Origin of the sequence: Dapis hubbardiae BLCC-M172 (assembly GCF_050016015.1) — a bacterium.
GTDB lineage: Bacteria > Cyanobacteriota > Cyanobacteriia > Cyanobacteriales > Microcoleaceae > Trichodesmium.
The window spans coordinates 1-18,677 of record NZ_JBNHEQ010000293.1 but is presented as its reverse complement, the minus strand read 5'-3'; the positions used below and the strand labels follow the sequence as shown (position 1 = coordinate 18,677).

The 18,677-nt window shown below is 35.6% G+C and carries 20 protein-coding genes; 7 read left to right on the top strand and 13 right to left on the bottom strand.

What is annotated here, in order from left to right:
• Positions 1-316: 316 nt before the first annotated feature.
• Positions 317-4,306, top strand: coding sequence for a magnesium chelatase subunit H (locus tag ACP6PK_RS27175; protein WP_426564342.1), 3,990 nt, complete (start codon positions 317-319; stop codon positions 4,304-4,306).
• An 84-nt stretch (positions 4,307-4,390) separates the two neighbouring features.
• The gene (locus ACP6PK_RS27170) at positions 4,391-4,957 is read left to right on the top strand and encodes a transposase (protein WP_426564340.1); all 567 of its coding nucleotides are present in this window, start codon (positions 4,391-4,393) and stop codon (positions 4,955-4,957) included.
• A gap of 101 nt (positions 4,958-5,058) precedes the next feature.
• Here ACP6PK_RS27170 and ACP6PK_RS27165 read toward each other — a convergent pair whose 3' ends face one another.
• The 6 genes from ACP6PK_RS27165 to ACP6PK_RS27140 form a co-directional block, all read right to left on the bottom strand.
• Positions 5,059-5,463 (bottom strand): hypothetical protein, encoded by a 405-nt coding sequence (locus ACP6PK_RS27165; protein WP_426564338.1) that lies wholly within the window; start codon positions 5,461-5,463, stop codon positions 5,059-5,061.
• 11 nt (positions 5,464-5,474) lie between these two features.
• Entirely contained in the window at positions 5,475-6,443 is a 969-nt protein-coding gene (locus ACP6PK_RS27160) for a hypothetical protein (RefSeq protein WP_426564336.1), read from the bottom strand.
• A 166-nt stretch (positions 6,444-6,609) separates the two neighbouring features.
• Complete coding sequence (locus ACP6PK_RS27155; protein WP_426564334.1) at positions 6,610-6,768, bottom strand: hypothetical protein; 159 nt, start codon at positions 6,766-6,768, stop codon at positions 6,610-6,612.
• Positions 6,769-6,777: 9 nt separating this feature from the next.
• The gene (locus tag ACP6PK_RS27150) at positions 6,778-7,035 is read right to left on the bottom strand and encodes a DUF2442 domain-containing protein (RefSeq protein ID WP_426564332.1); all 258 of its coding nucleotides are present in this window, start codon (positions 7,033-7,035) and stop codon (positions 6,778-6,780) included.
• A 63-nt stretch (positions 7,036-7,098) separates the two neighbouring features.
• Positions 7,099-7,404: a type II toxin-antitoxin system RelE/ParE family toxin gene (locus ACP6PK_RS27145; protein ID WP_426564330.1), complete on the bottom strand. Its 306-nt coding sequence runs from the start codon at positions 7,402-7,404 to the stop codon at positions 7,099-7,101.
• Between the two features lie 2 nt (positions 7,405-7,406).
• A complete protein-coding gene (locus tag ACP6PK_RS27140) occupies positions 7,407-7,685 on the bottom strand; it encodes a type II toxin-antitoxin system ParD family antitoxin (protein WP_426564328.1) in 279 nt (92 codons plus the stop codon).
• Positions 7,686-7,894: 209 nt separating this feature from the next.
• On the opposite strand from ACP6PK_RS27140, the gene ACP6PK_RS27135 reads away from it, so the two are divergent.
• A complete protein-coding gene (locus ACP6PK_RS27135) occupies positions 7,895-8,059 on the top strand; it encodes a hypothetical protein (RefSeq protein ID WP_426564326.1) in 165 nt (54 codons plus the stop codon).
• A 25-nt stretch (positions 8,060-8,084) separates the two neighbouring features.
• Here the strand turns inward: ACP6PK_RS27135 and recQ are convergent, their stop codons facing one another.
• Positions 8,085-10,280, bottom strand: coding sequence for a DNA helicase RecQ (gene recQ, locus ACP6PK_RS27130; RefSeq protein ID WP_426564324.1), 2,196 nt, complete (start codon positions 10,278-10,280; stop codon positions 8,085-8,087).
• Between the two features lie 529 nt (positions 10,281-10,809).
• On the opposite strand from recQ, the gene ACP6PK_RS27125 reads away from it, so the two are divergent.
• The gene (locus tag ACP6PK_RS27125) at positions 10,810-11,010 is read left to right on the top strand and encodes an element excision factor XisI family protein (protein WP_426564390.1); all 201 of its coding nucleotides are present in this window, start codon (positions 10,810-10,812) and stop codon (positions 11,008-11,010) included.
• Between the two features lie 386 nt (positions 11,011-11,396).
• On the opposite strand, the gene ACP6PK_RS27120 is transcribed toward ACP6PK_RS27125, so the two are convergent.
• The 4 genes from ACP6PK_RS27120 to ACP6PK_RS27105 all read right to left on the bottom strand — a co-directional run bounded on the left by ACP6PK_RS27120 (position 11,397) and on the right by ACP6PK_RS27105 (position 15,165).
• On the bottom strand, positions 11,397-12,536 hold the full coding sequence (locus ACP6PK_RS27120) for a glycosyltransferase (protein ID WP_426564322.1): 1,140 nt from the start codon (positions 12,534-12,536) through the stop codon (positions 11,397-11,399).
• A 245-nt stretch (positions 12,537-12,781) separates the two neighbouring features.
• Entirely contained in the window at positions 12,782-13,360 is a 579-nt protein-coding gene (locus tag ACP6PK_RS27115) for a hypothetical protein (protein ID WP_426564320.1), read from the bottom strand.
• A gap of 675 nt (positions 13,361-14,035) precedes the next feature.
• Positions 14,036-14,707 carry a deoxyribonuclease V gene (gene nfi / locus ACP6PK_RS27110; RefSeq protein WP_426564318.1) on the bottom strand — a complete coding sequence of 224 codons (672 nt, stop codon included), beginning with the start codon at positions 14,705-14,707 and terminating at the stop codon, positions 14,036-14,038.
• Positions 14,708-14,781: 74 nt separating this feature from the next.
• The gene (locus ACP6PK_RS27105) at positions 14,782-15,165 is read right to left on the bottom strand and encodes a hypothetical protein (protein WP_094672653.1); all 384 of its coding nucleotides are present in this window, start codon (positions 15,163-15,165) and stop codon (positions 14,782-14,784) included.
• Positions 15,166-15,512: 347 nt separating this feature from the next.
• On the opposite strand from ACP6PK_RS27105, the gene ACP6PK_RS27100 reads away from it, so the two are divergent.
• Complete coding sequence (locus ACP6PK_RS27100) at positions 15,513-16,232, top strand: sensor histidine kinase (protein ID WP_426564316.1); 720 nt, start codon at positions 15,513-15,515, stop codon at positions 16,230-16,232.
• Between the two features lie 72 nt (positions 16,233-16,304).
• Positions 16,305-16,781 carry a sensor histidine kinase gene (locus tag ACP6PK_RS27095; RefSeq protein WP_426564314.1) on the top strand — a complete coding sequence of 159 codons (477 nt, stop codon included), beginning with the start codon at positions 16,305-16,307 and terminating at the stop codon, positions 16,779-16,781.
• Positions 16,782-16,892: 111 nt separating this feature from the next.
• Here the strand turns inward: ACP6PK_RS27095 and ACP6PK_RS27090 are convergent, their stop codons facing one another.
• Both ACP6PK_RS27090 and ACP6PK_RS27085 read right to left on the bottom strand, forming a co-directional pair.
• Positions 16,893-17,159 (bottom strand): hypothetical protein, encoded by a 267-nt coding sequence (locus ACP6PK_RS27090; RefSeq protein WP_426564312.1) that lies wholly within the window; start codon positions 17,157-17,159, stop codon positions 16,893-16,895.
• Between the two features lie 360 nt (positions 17,160-17,519).
• The gene (locus ACP6PK_RS27085; protein ID WP_426564310.1) at positions 17,520-17,681 is read right to left on the bottom strand and encodes a hypothetical protein; all 162 of its coding nucleotides are present in this window, start codon (positions 17,679-17,681) and stop codon (positions 17,520-17,522) included.
• Between the two features lie 56 nt (positions 17,682-17,737).
• Here ACP6PK_RS27085 and ACP6PK_RS27080 point away from each other — a divergent pair, with 56 nt between their 5' ends.
• Positions 17,738-18,400, top strand: a complete 663-nt coding sequence (locus ACP6PK_RS27080; protein WP_426564308.1) for a M23 family metallopeptidase — start codon at positions 17,738-17,740, stop codon at positions 18,398-18,400.
• Positions 18,401-18,677: the final 277 nt, after the last annotated feature.

The following is an 18,677-nucleotide window of genomic DNA, read 5'->3' as shown; positions in this document are numbered from 1 at the left end:
CAGGGAACAGGGAACAGGGAACAGTGGGAAAAGTGTTTCCGTGGTCTTTGATTCATCATCAGTCTATGTCCTAATCGCCCTGGCTGTTGCTATATAATCTACTTCTCTTGATGTACATATTTATATCAAAAAGTCAAGTTAATTTTTATGACAAAATTTAGATTATAAACTCGGCATTTTGTCAATAAATGTAACGGAAAATTTCAAATTTCTTATAGAATTGTATCAAAACAAAAACTTACCCTACCTTTTTTTCACATTTTCTGGTAAATATACTCATTAAGTATCAGCAATTATGCTCAAGGAGCAATACTTAATGTTCACATCTGTTAAACCCGCCGTTCGCCACATTGTCCCAGAAGACTTGAAAGGGCGATCGCTCTTAAAAGTCGTATATATCGTTTTAGAGGCACAATATCAAAGTGCCCTCTCAGGAGCAGTACGTTCCATAAACGAAAAAAATCCTAATATGGCCATAGAAATAAGTGGCTATTTAATAGAAGAATTAAGAGACCCTCAAAATTACGAAAATTTTAAAAAAGAAGTTTCTGAAGCTAACATCTTTATCGCTTCCCTAATTTTCATTGAAGACTTGGCCGAAAAAGTAGTGGAGGCTGTTACCCCCCACCGTGACAAACTGGACGTTGCAGTTGTCTTTCCTTCCATGCCTCAAGTAATGCGCCTGAATAAAATGGGCAGCTTTTCAATGGCCCAATTAGGTCAGAGTAAGAGCGCGATCGCTCAATTTATGCGGAAGCGTAAGGAAAAATCTGGCTCTTCTTTCCAAGATGGAATGTTGAAGTTGCTGCAAACTCTGCCGAAGGTGTTGAAATATATGCCTATTGATAAGGCGCAGGATGCTAGAAACTTTATGCTCAGTTTCCAGTATTGGTTAGGGGGTTCCTCTGAAAACTTGCAAAACTTCCTGTTGATGTTGGCAGACAAATATGTTTTCAAGGATCAGAAAAACAGTTCTCTTCAATATGTGGAACCAGTGGTTTACCCTGATATGGGTGTTTGGCATCCTCTCGCACCTAAAATGTTTGAGGATGTTAAAGAATATCTCACCTGGTACAACGACCGCAAAGATATTTCCGAAGATTTGAAAGACCCCCTCGCTCCTTGTGTTGGTTTAGTTTTGCAGCGTACCCACTTAGTTACGGGAGATGACGCTCACTACGTTGCTATGTTGCAAGAATTGGAAGCAATGGGAGCGCGAGTTGTACCTGTATTTGCTGGAGGATTAGATTTTTCCAAACCAGTCGATGCTTATTTCTGGGAAAGTGCTGCTAAGGGAGTTGAACCTACACCATTAGTAGATGCAGTTATTTCTTTGACTGGTTTTGCACTGGTTGGCGGACCTGCAAGACAAGACCATCCGAAAGCGATTGAATCTCTTAAACGCTTAAACCGACCATATATGGTTGCTTTGCCTCTGGTTTTCCAAACTACCGAAGAATGGGAAGAAAGCGAACTTGGTTTGCATCCGATACAAGTCGCTTTGCAAATAGCTATTCCCGAACTAGACGGAGCGATCGAACCTATTATTATGTCTGGGCGAGATGGAGCTACTGGAAAAGCGATCGCTCTCCAAGACCGGATCGAAGCTGTAGCTCAACGCGCTCTGAAGTGGGCAACTCTTAGACGTAAACCTAAACTGAATAAAAAGGTTGCTATTACTATTTTCAGTTTCCCACCAGATAAAGGAAATGTTGGTACTGCTGCATATTTAGATGTTTTCGGTTCTATCTATGAAGTTGTAAAAGGACTAAAAGGCAACGGTTACGATATTCAAGACTTGCCAGACTCCGCAGAAGAATTGATGAAGGAAGTTATTCACGATGCGACTGCTCAATATCAAAGTCCGGAGTTGAATATTGCTCACAGGATGTCAGTTGCAGAATATGAACGTCTGACTCCATATTCCGAGCGCTTGCATGAAAACTGGGGTCCGCCTCCAGGAAACCTGAATAGCGACGGCGAAAATTTATTGATTTTCGGTAAGAGTTTCGGCAACGTTTTCATCGGAGTACAACCAACATTCGGTTATGAGGGAGACCCCATGCGGTTGTTGTTCTCCCGTTCCGCAAGTCCTCATCATGGTTTTGCTGCTTACTATACTTATTTAGAACAAATCTGGAAAGCTGATGCAGTGCTGCATTTCGGTACTCACGGTTCTCTCGAATTTATGCCTGGTAAGCAAATTGGAATGTCTGGAGATTGTTATCCAGATAATCTCATTGGTAGCATTCCCAACATCTATTATTATGCAGCGAATAATCCTAGTGAGGCGACTATTGCTAAACGTCGCAGTTATGCTGAGACTATTTCTTATTTGACTCCCCCTGCCGAAAATGCTGGTTTATATAAAGGTTTACAGGAGTTGAACGAATTGATCGGTTCCTATCAAACTTTGAAAGATAGCGGTCGCGGTATTCCCATTGTGAACACTATTATGGATAAGTGTCGGATGGTGAATTTAGACCAGGATGTGACGCTGCCAGAAAAGGATGCTCAGGAGTTGACTGCTGAGGAACGGGATAAAATTGTAGGTGATGTTTATCGCCGACTGATGGAAATTGAGTCTCGGTTGTTGCCTTGTGGTTTGCACATTATTGGTAAACCTCCTAGTTCAGAAGAGGCGATCGCTACTTTGGTAAATATTGCTAGTCTCGACAGAGAAGAGGAAGGAATAACTGGGTTGCCTCGAATCATTGCTAACAGTCTCAACCGCGATATTGAGGAACTTTACCAAAATAATAATCTGGGTATTTTGGCAGATGTGGAGTTAGTTCAGAATATTACGGAAGCGACTCGTGCTGCTGTTGCTGCTTTGGTACAACAACAAACTGATGCTGAAGGTCGAGTTTCTATGGTGAGCAAACTTAATTTCTTCAACATGATGAAAAAAGTGCCTTGGATAGAAGCTCTGGAAACGGCAGGTTTTCCTGATGTTGATGCCGAACTTATTAAACCTCTGTTTGAATATTTGGAATTTTGCTTAGAGCAGGTTTGTGCTGATAACGAGTTGGGTTCTCTGTTGCGAGCGTTGGAAGGGGAATATATTTTACCCGGACCTGGTGGCGACCCTATTCGGAACCCCGATGTGTTACCGACTGGTAAGAATATGCACGCCCTCGACCCCCAGTCTATTCCTACTGCTGCTGCGGTTAAGTCGGCAAAAATTGTAGTTGACCGTTTATTGGCGCGACAGATGCAAGAAAATGGTGGGCAGTATCCAGAAACTATTGCTGTTGTGTTGTGGGGAACTGACAATATTAAGACTTACGGCGAATCTCTTGCTCAGGTAATGTGGATGGTAGGTGTGAAACCTATTCCTGATGCTTTGGGTCGGGTGAATAAGTTGGAATTAATTCCATTGGAAGAATTAGGTCGTCCCCGTGTTGACGTCGTGATTAACTGTTCCGGTGTATTCCGAGATTTATTTATCAATCAAATGAACCTTTTGGATAAAGCTGTGAAAATGGCAGCAGAAGCAGAGGAACCGGAAGAGATGAACTTTGTCCGGAAGCACGCTCTCAAGCAAGCGGAAGATTTAGGAGTAAATTTACGTCAAGCTGCAACGCGGGTATTTTCCAATGCTTCGGGTTCTTATGCTGCAAACGTTAACTTGGCAGTAGAGAATAGTACCTGGGAAGATGAGTCAGAATTACAGGAAATGTATTTGAAGCGCAAGTCGTTTGCATTTAATTCTGATAACCCAGGAATGATGGAGGATAACCGGAAAGTATTTGAGTCAGCGTTGAAAACTGCGGATGCGACTTTCCAGAATTTAGATTCATCGGAAATTAGTTTGACAGATGTGAGTCATTATTTTGATTCCGATCCGACAAAAATTGTAGCGACTCTCCGGGATGATGGTAAAAAACCATCTTCTTATATTGCGGATACGACAACTGCGAATGCTCAGGTACGGTCTTTGTCAGAGACAGTACGTTTAGATGCGCGGACAAAAATGTTGAATCCGAAATGGTATGAGGGAATGTTATCTCATGGTTATGAAGGAGTGCGGGAGTTGTCAAAGCGTCTCGTGAATACCATGGGATGGAGTGCGACTGCTGGTGCCGTTGATAATTGGGTTTATGAAGATGTGAACGAGACCTTTATTAAAGATGAGCAGATGCAGCAGCGGTTGTTGAATTTGAATCCGCATTCGTTCCGGAAGATGGTGACTACATTGTTGGAAGTGAACGGTCGCGGTTATTGGGAGACAAGTGAGAGTAACTTGGATCGGTTGCGGGAATTGTATCAGCAAGTGGAGGATAGGATAGAGGGAATCGAATAAACAATCTGTAGGGACGTTGCATGCAACGTCCCTACGGGTTGACGGTAAGAATTTGACAAAAAATTTTAACCAATAAAAAATATAATGAATACCGAATATTATGAAGGAAAAAGAGGCAGAAAATCTACCCGTTTACCACATTGGAATTATGCCGAAAATGGCTGGTATTTCGTAACAATTTGTACCTCCAACCGAGAAAACTTTTTTGGCAATATTACTCAAGGTCAAATGCAACTATCAAATATTGGTAAAATAGCACAAAAATTTTGGCAAGATATTCCCATTCACTCTAAAAAAAAAGATGTATATTTAGATCGATATGTAATTATGCCAAATCATCTACATGGAATTATAATTATTGATAGTAGTACAGAAGTTAAGTCTGACGTCTCAAAGGAATATGATATTTCCAACATAATGTCAGAAATGTCTCCCAAAGCAGGGAGTTTAAGTGCAATTATTCGGTCATATAAATCTGCCGTTACTAATTGGTGTAACTCAAATAACTATTCATTCTTTGGTTGGCAAAAAAGATTTTATGAAAATATTATTCGTGATGATGAATCTCTAGAAAATATAAGAAGATATATTATTAATAACCCTATCAAATGGGAAAATGATCGAAATAATACAGTCGGTTTATTAATGTAAATTCCCCTAACCCGTAAGGATGTTGTATTCCCAACCTGTAGGGACGTTGCATGCAACGTCCCTACGAGCGCTCAAAAGAGAAATATATAAACAATCTACCATCAAAACTGCCACTCGTGGTCTGGATCGTCAAGAGCAGCACGAACCGAACTTAAATTTGCTAAATCTTTGAAGGGACTCGACTGTGCTAACCGTGTTATTGAATCGAGTATTAAAGCCAACTGTTCATTATTCCCAGTAGCGATCGCTCGATCTACTACATCGAACATCTGACTAAAATTATTTGCACGCTCGTCAAAAGACCGCTCCAGATATTCCATCAATAAATCCCGTTGTGCGTGAATTTTCGTGATGGTAGTTTTCTCCCAAGCTTGTATTCCCCGACGTTTTGTTTGTTCTTCTTCTGCTATTTTCATATAGTGGCTATAAGCTTCGACAATACGTTCTAAAGACTCAGTAGGGGTAACAAACTGATCAAGATTATTGAAAATTTTCTGTGCTGACATATTTCTTATCTTTAGATAGTGCTATATTTTTCGATAATATTTTCGGTTACAGGATTTAGCTTTTTGCCCTCATCATCAAGAACGGGAGTCTTCATAATTTCTGCCAGAGCTTTGATAAAAAGTACCACCTGTTGAAACTTTGCAGCATCGCGGTCTTTGTTAAATGGGCGAGATTCCAATTCGTTCATAGCCAAACAAGCGCGGTCGTCTATATCTTTTAGCAAGTAACCAAGCTCATTTATCCGACGTTTAACTTGCTTAAGGAAATCTCGCGCTTCATTCAGCGTGGCAATCTCAACGTTAGCCTTAGCCTTATATTCCTCCGCTTTAGTTAAAGCCTTCTCACCTTGACCGCCAATTACAAATCCGGCAACTGCCAACGCCGGACCTACCGTAATCCCACCAAGCACAAGAGTACCCAGTGCCATACCGCCCCCACCTGCTGCCAAAGATCCACCTCCAAGCCATGCCAAACTAGCATTCCAAGCTGCTGCACCACTCAGTCCAGAAATTGCTGTGCCTGTACTAGCGACTCCTACAGATGTTGCCATAGTAGTTGCTCCATAACCTCCTGCTGCTCCTGCTGCTGCCGCCCCAAAACCTCCTTTGGCAAATTTTTCGGCTTCTAAAGCAGCAGCTTTATATTCCTTGATTTCTTCAGTGGAAATACCATCTAATCCTTCCAAAAATCGTTTATCAGTAGAAGATTTTTGACCAATACGCTCTAAAAAGGCAATAAAACGACCAATTGTCTTAGTTTTAACCCCGATCTGTAGTTGACCGTATTCTTCTGCTAATTTCTGAGTAGTTTCCCACTCCTTTTTTAAAGCTTTGACTGCTTCCTCATGTCGCCTTTGAGCATCCTGGCCAATTTTCTTGGCTTCTTTCATCTGGGAAACACCGCTAGCTCCTGTAAATACACCAACAGCAGCAGTACCTAATGCTGCAGCACCCAAGATAAAAGGTATAATAAAAATCATAGTTTTTAAGTCCTATTTGCTCCTTCTTAATTTATTATCTCACTTTATTTTTTTTTCAAAAACAGTGTAAATACTGAAGTTTTCAAGATTACCTCGTTCTCTATTTGAAGTTGATGAATAATTTAAAATAATGGAGAAACTGCTCAAGAATTAGGACGAGAAATTCCTACACCAAAAATTCGGTCAATATTGACATAGATAAAGCAAGCGATAGAACTCCGTTCCGCTTCGCGATCGCCTTCCTAATAAAAAGAGCGATCGCCACCATAACCAAACCAAAAATACCTGCTACTTTTATACTAAAGAACGTGTAGGGACGTTGCATGCAACGTCCCTACCTACCAGGAGCGGGGGCACCTCTTAATAATCCTTCAGTGCTAATATCTTCATCTATTTCTTCCCAATGAATACCATAACCACCACCACATATTTCCCATGCTTGTAGTTGTTCAGCAGTTGCTTTTAATAGACGAGGATACCAAGCTAAAGGAACAGTAATAGTACGTCCATCCATCAGTTCAACACTGAAAGTATCCTCTTGTATTTGTACATTTTTAACTCGCTCATCAGCTTGAGGTTTTGAAATACTCATCCCATTTCTCCAAAAAATTTTGTTGATTAAATTGACTTTTGTTTAAGCGATCGCTAACCTAAATTATCCATCAATATCCTGAGAGAAAATCATCTCCAAATCTCGATAACCGCTAATTACTCGCACTATTTGCACCCCATCATCTATTGGGCGATAGAAAATGATGTAATTTTCTACTGGAAAACTTCTGAGACCAGGTTCTAACTCATCACATTTTTGCCCCATTTCGGGAAAATCAGCTAACAGTTTACACTGCTGTTTAATTCTATTAATAAGTCTTCTAGCAGCATTAGAATTAAATTTAGCAATATAGCGGTTAATTTCCTTTAATTCCTGTTTTGCTAAAGGAGATATAATAAATCGACTCATTATTAAATTATCCCTTGTTTCATTTCAGTTTCAATCCGGTTAATATCTGCCTCCAATTCTGCAAAAACTTCTTCTCCATCAATTCCTTCACCACGATCTAGTTCTTCTATTCCCATTCTGATTTTTTCTTTTAACTCAACAAAATATTTGGCGCGAATACTCTCTTTTTCTGATAAAAGTCGTAATGCTTCTCCTACTACTTCTGTAGCGGATGAATACCTACCACTATTAACTTGTTCCTCAATAAATTTTCGCGCTTCTAGACTTAAAGATATGTTCATAAAAACGACCTAAATAATTGTCAAATTATTAAAATTATAACCCTATTTATAAAATATAGCAAGTTGCATAATTTCCAGAAATACCTACACCAAAAATTCGGTCAATATTGACATAGATAAAATAGGCGATAGAACGACATTCCGCTGTCGCGATCGCTCTTTTTAGATCAAATCCGCTTGTAATGGAAGTGTTATAAGAAACCGGGTTTGTGAGAGGTAGATGTTATAGACTGGGGAATCTAAAACAAACCCGGTTTCTGACGGTATTAGATACTACTTTCGTCTGCTATTTTGGCTATTTTTATTATGATAATATTGACGCTACAATTATTCTAACAGGCGATCGCCTTTCTCATAACAAGAGCGATCGCTAATCTACTAGACGAGTCACTTTTTCCATTAAAAATATAACTGTTCGCTCCGCCAAAATGCCCTAACTAATTTAATTTCACCGTAACTATAACGCTCTTGTAAATACTCATAAATAGGCGTCAATTTTTCATCACCTACTTCTTCTATTGCTGCCATAATTTCTGTCTGAATTTCCGGTTTTACCAACCTATCAATATCTACTGGTTGTTCCTTTTCTATCAACTCAGCTAAATGACTAGCAATAGTGCTAGATTTTAGCCCTCTTTCATTAGCAATAGCATTAATAGTTAATCCTTTTTTATATAACTCAAATGTTTCTATTTGTGTCATAGAAAGACTATTATCAACAACTTTTGCTAACTCTCGAATAGGTTCCGAATTAGCAGGTAAACCATACTCTACACAATAATTTCTAATTGCCTCAATAAACTGCTTGCCATACTTATCTCGCTTCCAATTGCCTACTCCAGAAATATTAATAAATTTCTCCAAAGTTTGGGGGCGTTTCTTTGCCATTTGTTGTAATGTTGTATCTTGAAAAACTACAGTAGGAGGAACATTTTGTTCATCAGCAATTCTTTTCCGCAATGCTCGTAACTCTTCTAATAATCTTTGTTCATCTGCTGCTAAAGAAGTAGTTGTTTTCTCAATCTGATGTTTCTTTTCTATAGCAATTTCTACCTTGATTTTTCTACCCATTACCTCCCAACTATTTTGATTAAGTTTCAACACGGAATAACCATCAGTTGTTTCCTCCATTAAACCTTGATGTAAAAGAGATTTTGCTAAATTTTTCCATTCGTCAGAACTCCTCTCTTTACCAATACCATAAGTAGAAAGTTTGTCATGTTTTCTATCCAAAACTTTTTGACTTTTAGAACCTCTTAAAACATCAATAATATAATTCATGCCAAACCTTTCTTTAGTTCTCGCCACACAAGACAAAAACTTCATTGCTTCAATCGTCCAATCTTCGATTGGTTTGGGATATTTACAATTATCACAATTTCCACAATTTCCGGGAAAATCTTCTCCAAAATAGCCTAATAAAATTCGGTGACGACATTCAGTAGCCTCAGCATAACTAATAATTCTTCTTAACTGTTGTTCGGCAATTCTTTTTTCTTGCTCATCATCTTTTTGATCGATAAAATATTCAATACTTTTTTTATCACTATAACTAAAAAATAGAATACATTTAGCAGCTTCTCCATCTCGACCAGACCTACCAGTTTCCTGATAATAACCTTCTATATTTTTAGGCAGGTCATAATGAATTACAAACCTCACATCTGGTTTATTAATTCCCATACCAAAAGCAACAGTTGCCACAATTACGTCAATATCATCTCTAATAAATTTAGTTTGATTAATAGTTCTTTCTTTGTCATCCATTTTCGCATGATAAGGCAAAGCAGATACATTATTTTCTCTTAACTTATAAGCAATTTCATCAACTTTTTTTCGACTATTACAATAGATTATTCCTGAGCCACCAATTGTTCTAATTATTTGCAATGTTTCCGCAAAAGTATTTTTAGCACTACTTTTTTGACGCACTTCATAATATAAGTTGGAACGGAAAAAACTGGCGACATGAATATAGGGTTGTTGTAAATTTAATTGAGTAATAATATCTGTTCTAACTCGTTTTGTTGCCGTGGCAGTTAAAGCCATCATTGGCACATCTGGATAGGTTTCTCTTAGTAGTTGTAACTGTCGATATTCTGGGCGAAAATCGTGACCCCATTCGGAAACACAATGAGCTTCATCTATGGCAAAAGTAGAGATACCTTGTTGGGAATTAATTAACTCTAAAAATGGTAAAAATTTCTCTGATAATAATCTCTCAGGTGCTACATATAAAAGCTTAATTTTACCCTGTATAATATCTGTTTCTCGCCTACGAGTTTCAGTTAAGCCTAAAGTGCTATTTAAAAATGTGGCAGCAATACCATTATCTTGTAAAGATTCTACTTGGTCTTGCATTAAAGAAATGAGGGGAGAAACTACTATTGTTAAGCCAGGTTTTAGTAATGCTGGTAATTGGAAACATAAAGATTTTCCTCCACCAGTAGGCATAATAATTAATAGGTCTTTTTGTTGAAGTGCTGTGGCAATAATTTCTTTTTGACCAGGACGGAATGAGTCATAACCAAAGTAATTTTTGAGATGTTTTTCTAATGATATTTGATTTAATTTTGATTGGTTTGGTACTGACATAGTTATTATTATTAATTTAATGATTGATTTTATTGTAGGTTGGGTTAAGCGCCAGCGCAACCCAACAAATAATTTATCAGTTATTAGTTATCAGTTATCAGTCAAAGTTTTGAGCCGATAAAATCTTACTTTTGACCTTTAAATTTTAAATAAATTATGTGGTAATAATTTCTTTTTTTCTGAAAAAAAGTAGTCATAACTCAAGTAATTGTAATTTTTGAGATGGTTTTATAATGATAATTGATTTAATTTTGATTGGTTTGGTACTGACATAGTTATTATTAATTTAATGATTTATTCGGCGTTGGTAAATGAGTAATACTTTGATCTTAAATATCTATGAAAAAACTATAGTTGTACAGTTAATAAATATTGAATAGCATTACCTAATTACCAACCCTATTTATTATATTGTAGGTTGGGTTAAGCACCAGCACAACCCAACAAATCAGTTATTAGTTATCAGTCAAAGTTTTGAGCCGATAAAATCTTACTTTTGAATTTTTAATTTTAAATTATGTGAAATGGTATATGGAAAAATAACAATACTCGAATTTATGGTTGTTCTATTCATGTCGATATTATTGATAGTAAAATTTGGGTCCAACATGACGGTACAGAAGAAGCGATCGCCGACCAATTAATTGAAAAAGGAGTACCTAAAAAAGATATTGTTTTGGCATATCACCCACCTAATTTGAGAAAATATACAGAATTTGCCGAATGTTAAAAATGTCTGCATCTTCATTTTAAAATTGGATAAATAATTTGGTAATACTTGGTTATTTCATCCATTTTAAAATCGCCTTTTAAAAAAAAAAGGAGAAATCAATAGTTTCATATTTCTTTTTTTCAAAGAGGTTTAATTATGGATAATGAATAATGGAAAATTACCTCTGGTGAAAAACATTGGATTGAATATAAGGAAATCTCCTAGCACTTTTTTACTCCTCAAAAGGGGAGGCTTTACAACGATTTTAATTTGGGTAGACCACAGTAGGGACGTTCCATGGAATATCCCTACAAGGTTTTGATTATGGTGATGTGGTTCATCAATTTGAAAAGTGCTGTAAACCTCTACAGATTAATTATGAATTATCAATTATCCATTATTCATTACTCTGTTGCCTCATAACACTTTTCCACAAAACTTAAATACCGCTTTTGAAATACTGTTTGAGAAAATTTATCGGTGTGCTTTCTAATAATTTCTGGCTGAAAATATTCCTGATAATTTTCAAATTTTTCCACCGCATCAATCAAAGCTTTTTCTGTTTGTTCAGGAAACAATAAACCTGTTGCCGAATCTGGATATTTTCTCATATCTAAAACTGTTTCAGTAGCTCCACCAACACCATAAGCAATAACAGGAGTTCCACAAGCTTGAGCTTCTACTAAAGCCATACCAAAATCTTCACAAGCAGCATAAATAAAACCTTTTGCTTCTGACATATATTGAGCGACTACTTCTTCAGGTTGCCAACCCATAATTTTGACATTAGACTTAGCAAGCTGACGTAATTTATCTAATTCTTTTCCAGTGCCAATAACTATTAATTCCCGTCCTAACTGATTAAAAGCTCTGACAATTAAAGATATTTTTTTGTAGCTCACTAATCTACAAACTGTTAGATAAAAATCTTGTTTCTGAGATTTAAAAGGAAATTTTTCCACATTTACAGGCGGATAAATCACCTCAGCTTTACGTCGATAACAACGCCAAATTCTACGGGCGGTATGTTGAGAATTAGCAATAAAATAGTCTACTCGGTTAGCAGAAATTACATCCCATTCCCTCAGTCTATGTAAAAGATATCTAGTAAAAATTCCAAGGATACCTTTACCAACTTTACTACTATTTAGATAATCAAAAGTTAAATCCCAAGCATAACGCATAGGAGTATGACAATAACAAATATGTAGTTGATAAGGTGTAGTCAGAATACCTTTAGCAACTGCATGGGAAGAAGAGAGAATTACATCATATTCTCGTAAGTCAAATTGTTCAATTGCTATAGGTAATAAAGGTAAATATTTTTGTACTCCATTACGAGCAAAAGGCAAATGTTGTAAAAATGTTTTGCCTATTTTTCGTTGATAAAGATAACTTTCTGGATTGCTAGATTCAAAATCAATTAAAGCATATAAATCAGCATTAATATGTTTGAGAATCTCCTTAACAACTAATTCTGAACCACCAGTTGCTTTAGGAGTTAACCATTCGTGAACAAGAGCATATTTTACTTCCACAGTCATTTCAGTTATAGCGCTACGCGCTAGGGAATAGGGAATAGGGAATAGGGAATAGGGAAGAGTAGCTAATAAAGGGTTTTCCTACGGAATGCTGCGCAAACAGGATTTAGAAATCTCCTAACCTTAATGCGTAGCGCTGTATCAGTTATCAGTACCCAATAAAAAAGGTATTTTTCAACCAAACCCTTACAGTTTTTTTCACAAATTATGAAAGGTAATTAATAATTATTAATAATTAATTTTAGTAATTATTTCCTAATCCGTTTTGCGCCTTGCCAAGGGTCATTATTTACCATAGGATGATCGTAGCAAAGGCGAGCGCTAGTAACATCTGCCAAATGGCAAAAAGCTGCCAAAGGACTCATAACTCGTCGTTTATTTGTATAGTCTTGATGTTCTCCTTCAATATATTTAATCCCATTTTCTTGTTCAGAAGTTAATTCAATTTCATACTCTTTTAACTTAATTTTCCGAAAATTTTGTTGTGTTTCTTTTGTTCTCATAGACTCAACTCTTACCCATTCCCCTGAATTATCTTTTTCAAAAGCCCAAGGTTTTTCTAAATCATGTAAAAATGTTACTAATAGAACATCTGAATGGGAAAAAGGCAAAGTTCGTAGTTCGTTAAAATGATGATAAAGACTATCAGCAATATTCATAATTTCTTGAATATGATCGATATATCCACCAACCCATGTTTGATGATTATGAGTAGAACCTCTAACTCTCTGAAAAAGTTGTCGGTTTTCTTCTAAAAGTTGCAAACATTTAGAAGCATTAGGTTCATCAATCATTGATAGTAATTCTTCAACTGTGTAATAAGTCATTTCAGTTATCAGTTATCAGTTATCATTCAATACAGTTCAGTTAAGGATTTTTTTTGTATTTATGTAGTTTGAAAACCCTATCTAATGGTTCTATATCTTAAGTAGTTGTGCAAAATTAATTACACATACTCTAGCTCTGAAAAACCTGTATTGTCAAAATCACAGGGAAGAAAATTAGTTAGTTAATTTTGCTTCGCCACTTATGAGTTTTCGTCTTAACTAAACCGTATTGAGTTATCAGTAATTCTGGCTGAAATAGGAAGCTTGAAATACTGAAGTTTATTTTTTAATCCCCTAATAGGATAGGCTTGAAACCTGATTTTTTGCTCATTTGTAATTTTTCAATACAATCATTTTGATAAATTTTTTATTTTACCGAAAAATCAAGGTATAAAGCCTCTCCATTCATGGAGAAAAAAGCGGTTGTTTGCGGAGAATTCCGTTAGGATGGGATGGCGTTTCGGCTCAAGCGCCGAAAACGCCATATCCAATCAATCAAGAGAAGAAAAAAATTCCTTTTAGGCAATCCTTCTATTACAGAATAGGTAATTATTAATTGTTAATTATTGAAGAAAAGGCGCTCAAAATATATTTATCTAGAGATATCTAGAGAAAATACAACTTTATTCTCCTTAGTATACAGCTAAGTAAATTGATAATTGATAACTTTCTAGTTTACTCAATCAAAATATTAGAAGCTAATTTATCCGCCCAACGAGTTGTTTCTGGCAACCGATATTTAGGAGTACATTTCAAGACATAATTTATAGCAGTTATTAAGCTAATTTTATGACCAGTTGAAACATAAATTTGTTTAACTCCTGTACGACTTCTGAGAACTGCACCAATAACTTCTTCTTCATCTATTAATGGTTGCCAATTACCTTTTTCTAAACCAACAACATCATGTTTCCCAATATAGTGAGATTTAGCTACACCAATACTAGGAATATTAACTAAAACTCCTAAATGACAAGCTACACCAAATCGACGGGGATGAATTAATCCTTGACCCTCACAAAGAAGTAGGTCGGGAATAATATTTAACTTTTCTAAAGCATCTAAAATAGCAGGTATTTCTCTAAAAGATAATAAACCAGGAAGATAAGGAAAAGAAGTAGGACGTTGAGCGATCGCTTGTTCTTTCAATTCCAATTCTGGAAAGTTTAAAACTGCTACTGCTGCTTGAGTAAGCTTATCATCATTACTATAACCAACATCGACTCCAGCAACATATTTAATAGCTCCAAATTGGTCTTCAGCTATTACTTTATGGCGGAGTTTTTCTTGCATATTTATTGCCCTGTCTACATCAGTCGGAAAATCAAACTTTTGGTCTATTTTCATAACATTATAGAACTTGATAATTTACCTACTCCCCACACTCCCTATTCCTTATTCCCTATTCCCTATTCCCTTCTTTAAGAAGATTGACTATCTCTTCTTCCTAATTCATAAACACCACAGCTTATACAAGTAATCATCCCAATACTAATTGACCAACTTTTACCTAAACCAAATTCTACACCCCAATTGCATAAACTTCCTACAATTAAAAAAGGCACAATACTAAAGATAGAAGCATAAAAAGCATTTTGAGATTCTCTCGCTTTGCGCGTTCTTTCAAATTCCTCCTCAGATGTATACAACGCTCTTTCCGCAAAGTTAAACCAACGGTTAAGCTGTAACGTCACCCACTCACTCAGGGGGGAAAAACCCCAATATAAGGCCAAAGACCACAAAGATGAACCTGCGATCGCTGTTGCATCTATGGCCAATCTAAAAGGAAAAATTTCTTCTAATATCATTTTTTAAAATCTTAAATTATTTTATTCAACAAAATTTTAAATCTCTCAATTATAGCAGATTTCAGAAAAGTATAGAATTTTTGGTAAATTATACCTGATAAAAAAAGATTGTTATGGTTAATTTATCAAGTAAATATTAAGAAGAGCTTTTGCTTGTCTTAGGTTAGGAAACTTACGGTCTCTGAGGTTTAATATTCCTCATGCACCAACTAAAATAAGACTTTTAGCTAAGTTAAGGAATCAGGAAATCCCTAAATTATGTACAGACATATTTTCTATCAAAAATATAAAATTACATAAGTTATTATAGGTACATTCTTAGCTAAATATCCTCAATAAATTTCATGACAATTGATAACTTTGACTGGGAATATAATCTCAAACTTATTGTTGCAGGAATTGCATTGAAAATTGGTCGTGAATTTTTTCAAGCTTGTGTTGAATACTTAGCTCAAGTATTGCAAATAAAATATGCACTAATTGCAGAATTTTTAGACACCGATCCGCCACAAGCTAGGGTATTAGCTTTTTGGTCAGGAGATGATTTTATTCCTAACTTTGAATACGAGCTATGTGGAACTCCCTGTGATAATGTTTATGAAACAGGTATCAAAATTTATCCCCATTCAATTCAACAACTTTTTCCAGAAGATAGAGATTTATTAACTTTGGAAGCTGAAGGTTATTTAGGGATTCCCATTATAGATAGTCATGGAAAAAATATTGGTCATATTGCAGCTTTAGATACTAAACCTTTAAAACACAATTATGAAGAACAAAAATCTATATTAAAAATATTTTTCGCTCGTTCTGCTGCAGAAATTGAGAGGATATTAGCTGAAAAAGCACTAAAACAGCAAAATATTTACTTACAAGAAACTATTGAAAAGCTAAAAAAGACTCAATCTCAACTCATTCATGCTGAAAAAATGTCTAGTTTAGGACAAATGGTTGCCGGAGTTGCACATGAAATTAATAATCCTGTAAACTTTATTTCAGGTAACTTAAATCATGTTGATACATATACAAAATATTTATTAAATTTAGTTGATATTTTTCAATAAAATTCCCCCAACTTACCTGATGAAGTTGCAGCAAAAATTGAAGATATAGAATTAGATTATATAAAGGAAGATTTGCCAAAATTATTAGGTTCAATTGCCGGAGGAACAAACCGAATTAGTGAAATTGTCAAATCATTACGGATTTTTTCTCGCCTAGATGAAGCAAACATAAAAACTGTAGATATTCATGCAGGTATTGACAATACCTTAATAATTCTGCAAGCCCGTTTACAAAATCAACCTTTTCACATTAAAGTTATTAAAGATTATGCTCAACTACCTCTAGCTCATTGTTATCCTAGTGCATTAAATCAAGTTGTAATGAATATTATCAATAATGCAATTGATGCACTAGAAACAAAATTTTGTCAAAACAAATTTGTAGAAGAACAACCAACAATTTGTATTAGAACAGAAAAATTAGAAAATGATTGGATTGGGATTTATATTTCTGATAATGGCTTTGGTATAAAAGAGGAAAATTGCTCCAAAATCTTCGACCCTTTTTTTACTACTAAACCAGTTGGTAAAGGTACAGATTTAGGATGATCAGTTAGTTATCAAATTATTGTTGAACAGCACAAAGGAAAAATTAATTGTATTTCCTCTCCCGAAAAAGGAGCCGAATTTGCGATTGAAATACCAATTTAATTTTTTTCGTTATCTAAATATTGGGTTTCTGATATTAATGAGATACAAGATTTTTGCTTTATTTTCTATTTTTTCTCTTTTATAAAAATAATATGGGTCTAAAACCCCGCCTTTTAAGGCACAATATTTTTGGAGCATTGCTCTAATCCCTGTTACAAAAATAACTTCTGAATTCTGACTTCTGACTTCATTAACTACTCTCTGTTTCCTGTTTCCTAAAATCAAAAACTTGTCTACTTCATTTATGTTGAGAAATGCTATAAAAATATTTATCAATTTTAATTTTAGTAGAACACAGTAGAGTAGAAATGTTCTATAAAACATTACTACAAGTATTGTGATTTTGAGTGTTTGCTTCATCTACCTGAAAAGCACTATCAATATTCAAGAGCTTATATATTCCTTATGTTTTTTATTTTTTTATTTTTATTTTCTTAGTCTAGTCGCTCTATTCTACAATATTTATCATTTTTATCAAAAAGTTACTTCTTACTGTATAATACACCCGGTATTAAATAATTTTCTCGTCTTGACAACTGACAACTGATAAATGAAATAACTACTATCCACCTAATGTTTTCTTCTCAATACCACCTAATAATATATAGGAATCCTATTTTATTCGTGTCAAAAATCTTACTGCTTTTTAGGCAACAGGCAACAGGTGGGAGTTTCAGTTTTTTTATTTACTCTTTGATTGATCACAACATATTTAGGAATGCTATAATTTTCAATTGACAATTCATCACTCATATTTACTAATAACAAAACTACTAAATTTCCTTTCCATATTTCCATAATATTCAGGTGCATCAAATTATCAATTACTATCAATGATTTAAAAGTAAAAAAATATGTCAATTCCTAGAAAAAATTCCTTATCTACATTATCTACACTCTTAAAACAAACTTTACGTCACCCTCAAAAAAAATTATTACTACTAGGATTTCTAGCACTTGGTATAGTAACTTTAGGAATAAAGCAAGAATTAGTCAAAGCACAAGAAACCAAAATTACTAATCAACAAATAGCCTACGTCAACAACTGGCAAAACGCCTCCTTCCCTGTAGAAAACTTTCAAGGATACACATCACCCTTTGGCCCTCGTGGTGGAGGGTTTCATTATGGATTAGACTTAGCAGCTCCCCTAGGAAGCTATATCCGAAATTGGTGGTCTGGCAAAGTTGTCGAGGTTTGGGAAGATGGTCGGTGTGGTACTGGCATTGTAATTCAGTCAGGTTATTGGGAACACGTCTACTGTCACGTTCAAGGAAAAGTAGAAACTCGTAACGGACGTCGTTATTTAGTAGACCGTGGTGGTGGGATTATGCTACTACAGGGTCAAGTGTTGCCTGCCGGGAGTAGAATAGCTAGAGTAGGAATGACTGGTAGAACCAGTGGTCCTCATCTGCATTGGGGTTTGAAATATGGGGGACGTTGGGTAGACCCTGGTTTGATTTTGCGAGAAATGTACGCTCAACAAACTCGGGAGTTATCAAGATTAGAAGGTAGATAATTCCAAAGCTTGGTCTTTAAAATTCTCAAACAAGAATTTTGAGCGAATAGTTACAAGACCTTTCGGTTTTAAAGATTAGCTATAAACTAAGACGTTATAGTTTTTGAACATGGTTAGATATTTTCTCCAACCTATCAAAATTTTGAGACTTTAAAACACCTTTTCCCTCTGAGAGTTAAACTAAGACGTTATAGTTTTTGAACATGGTTAGATATTTTCTCCAACCTATCAAAATTTTGAGACTTTAAAACACCTTTTCCCTCTGAGAGTTAAACTA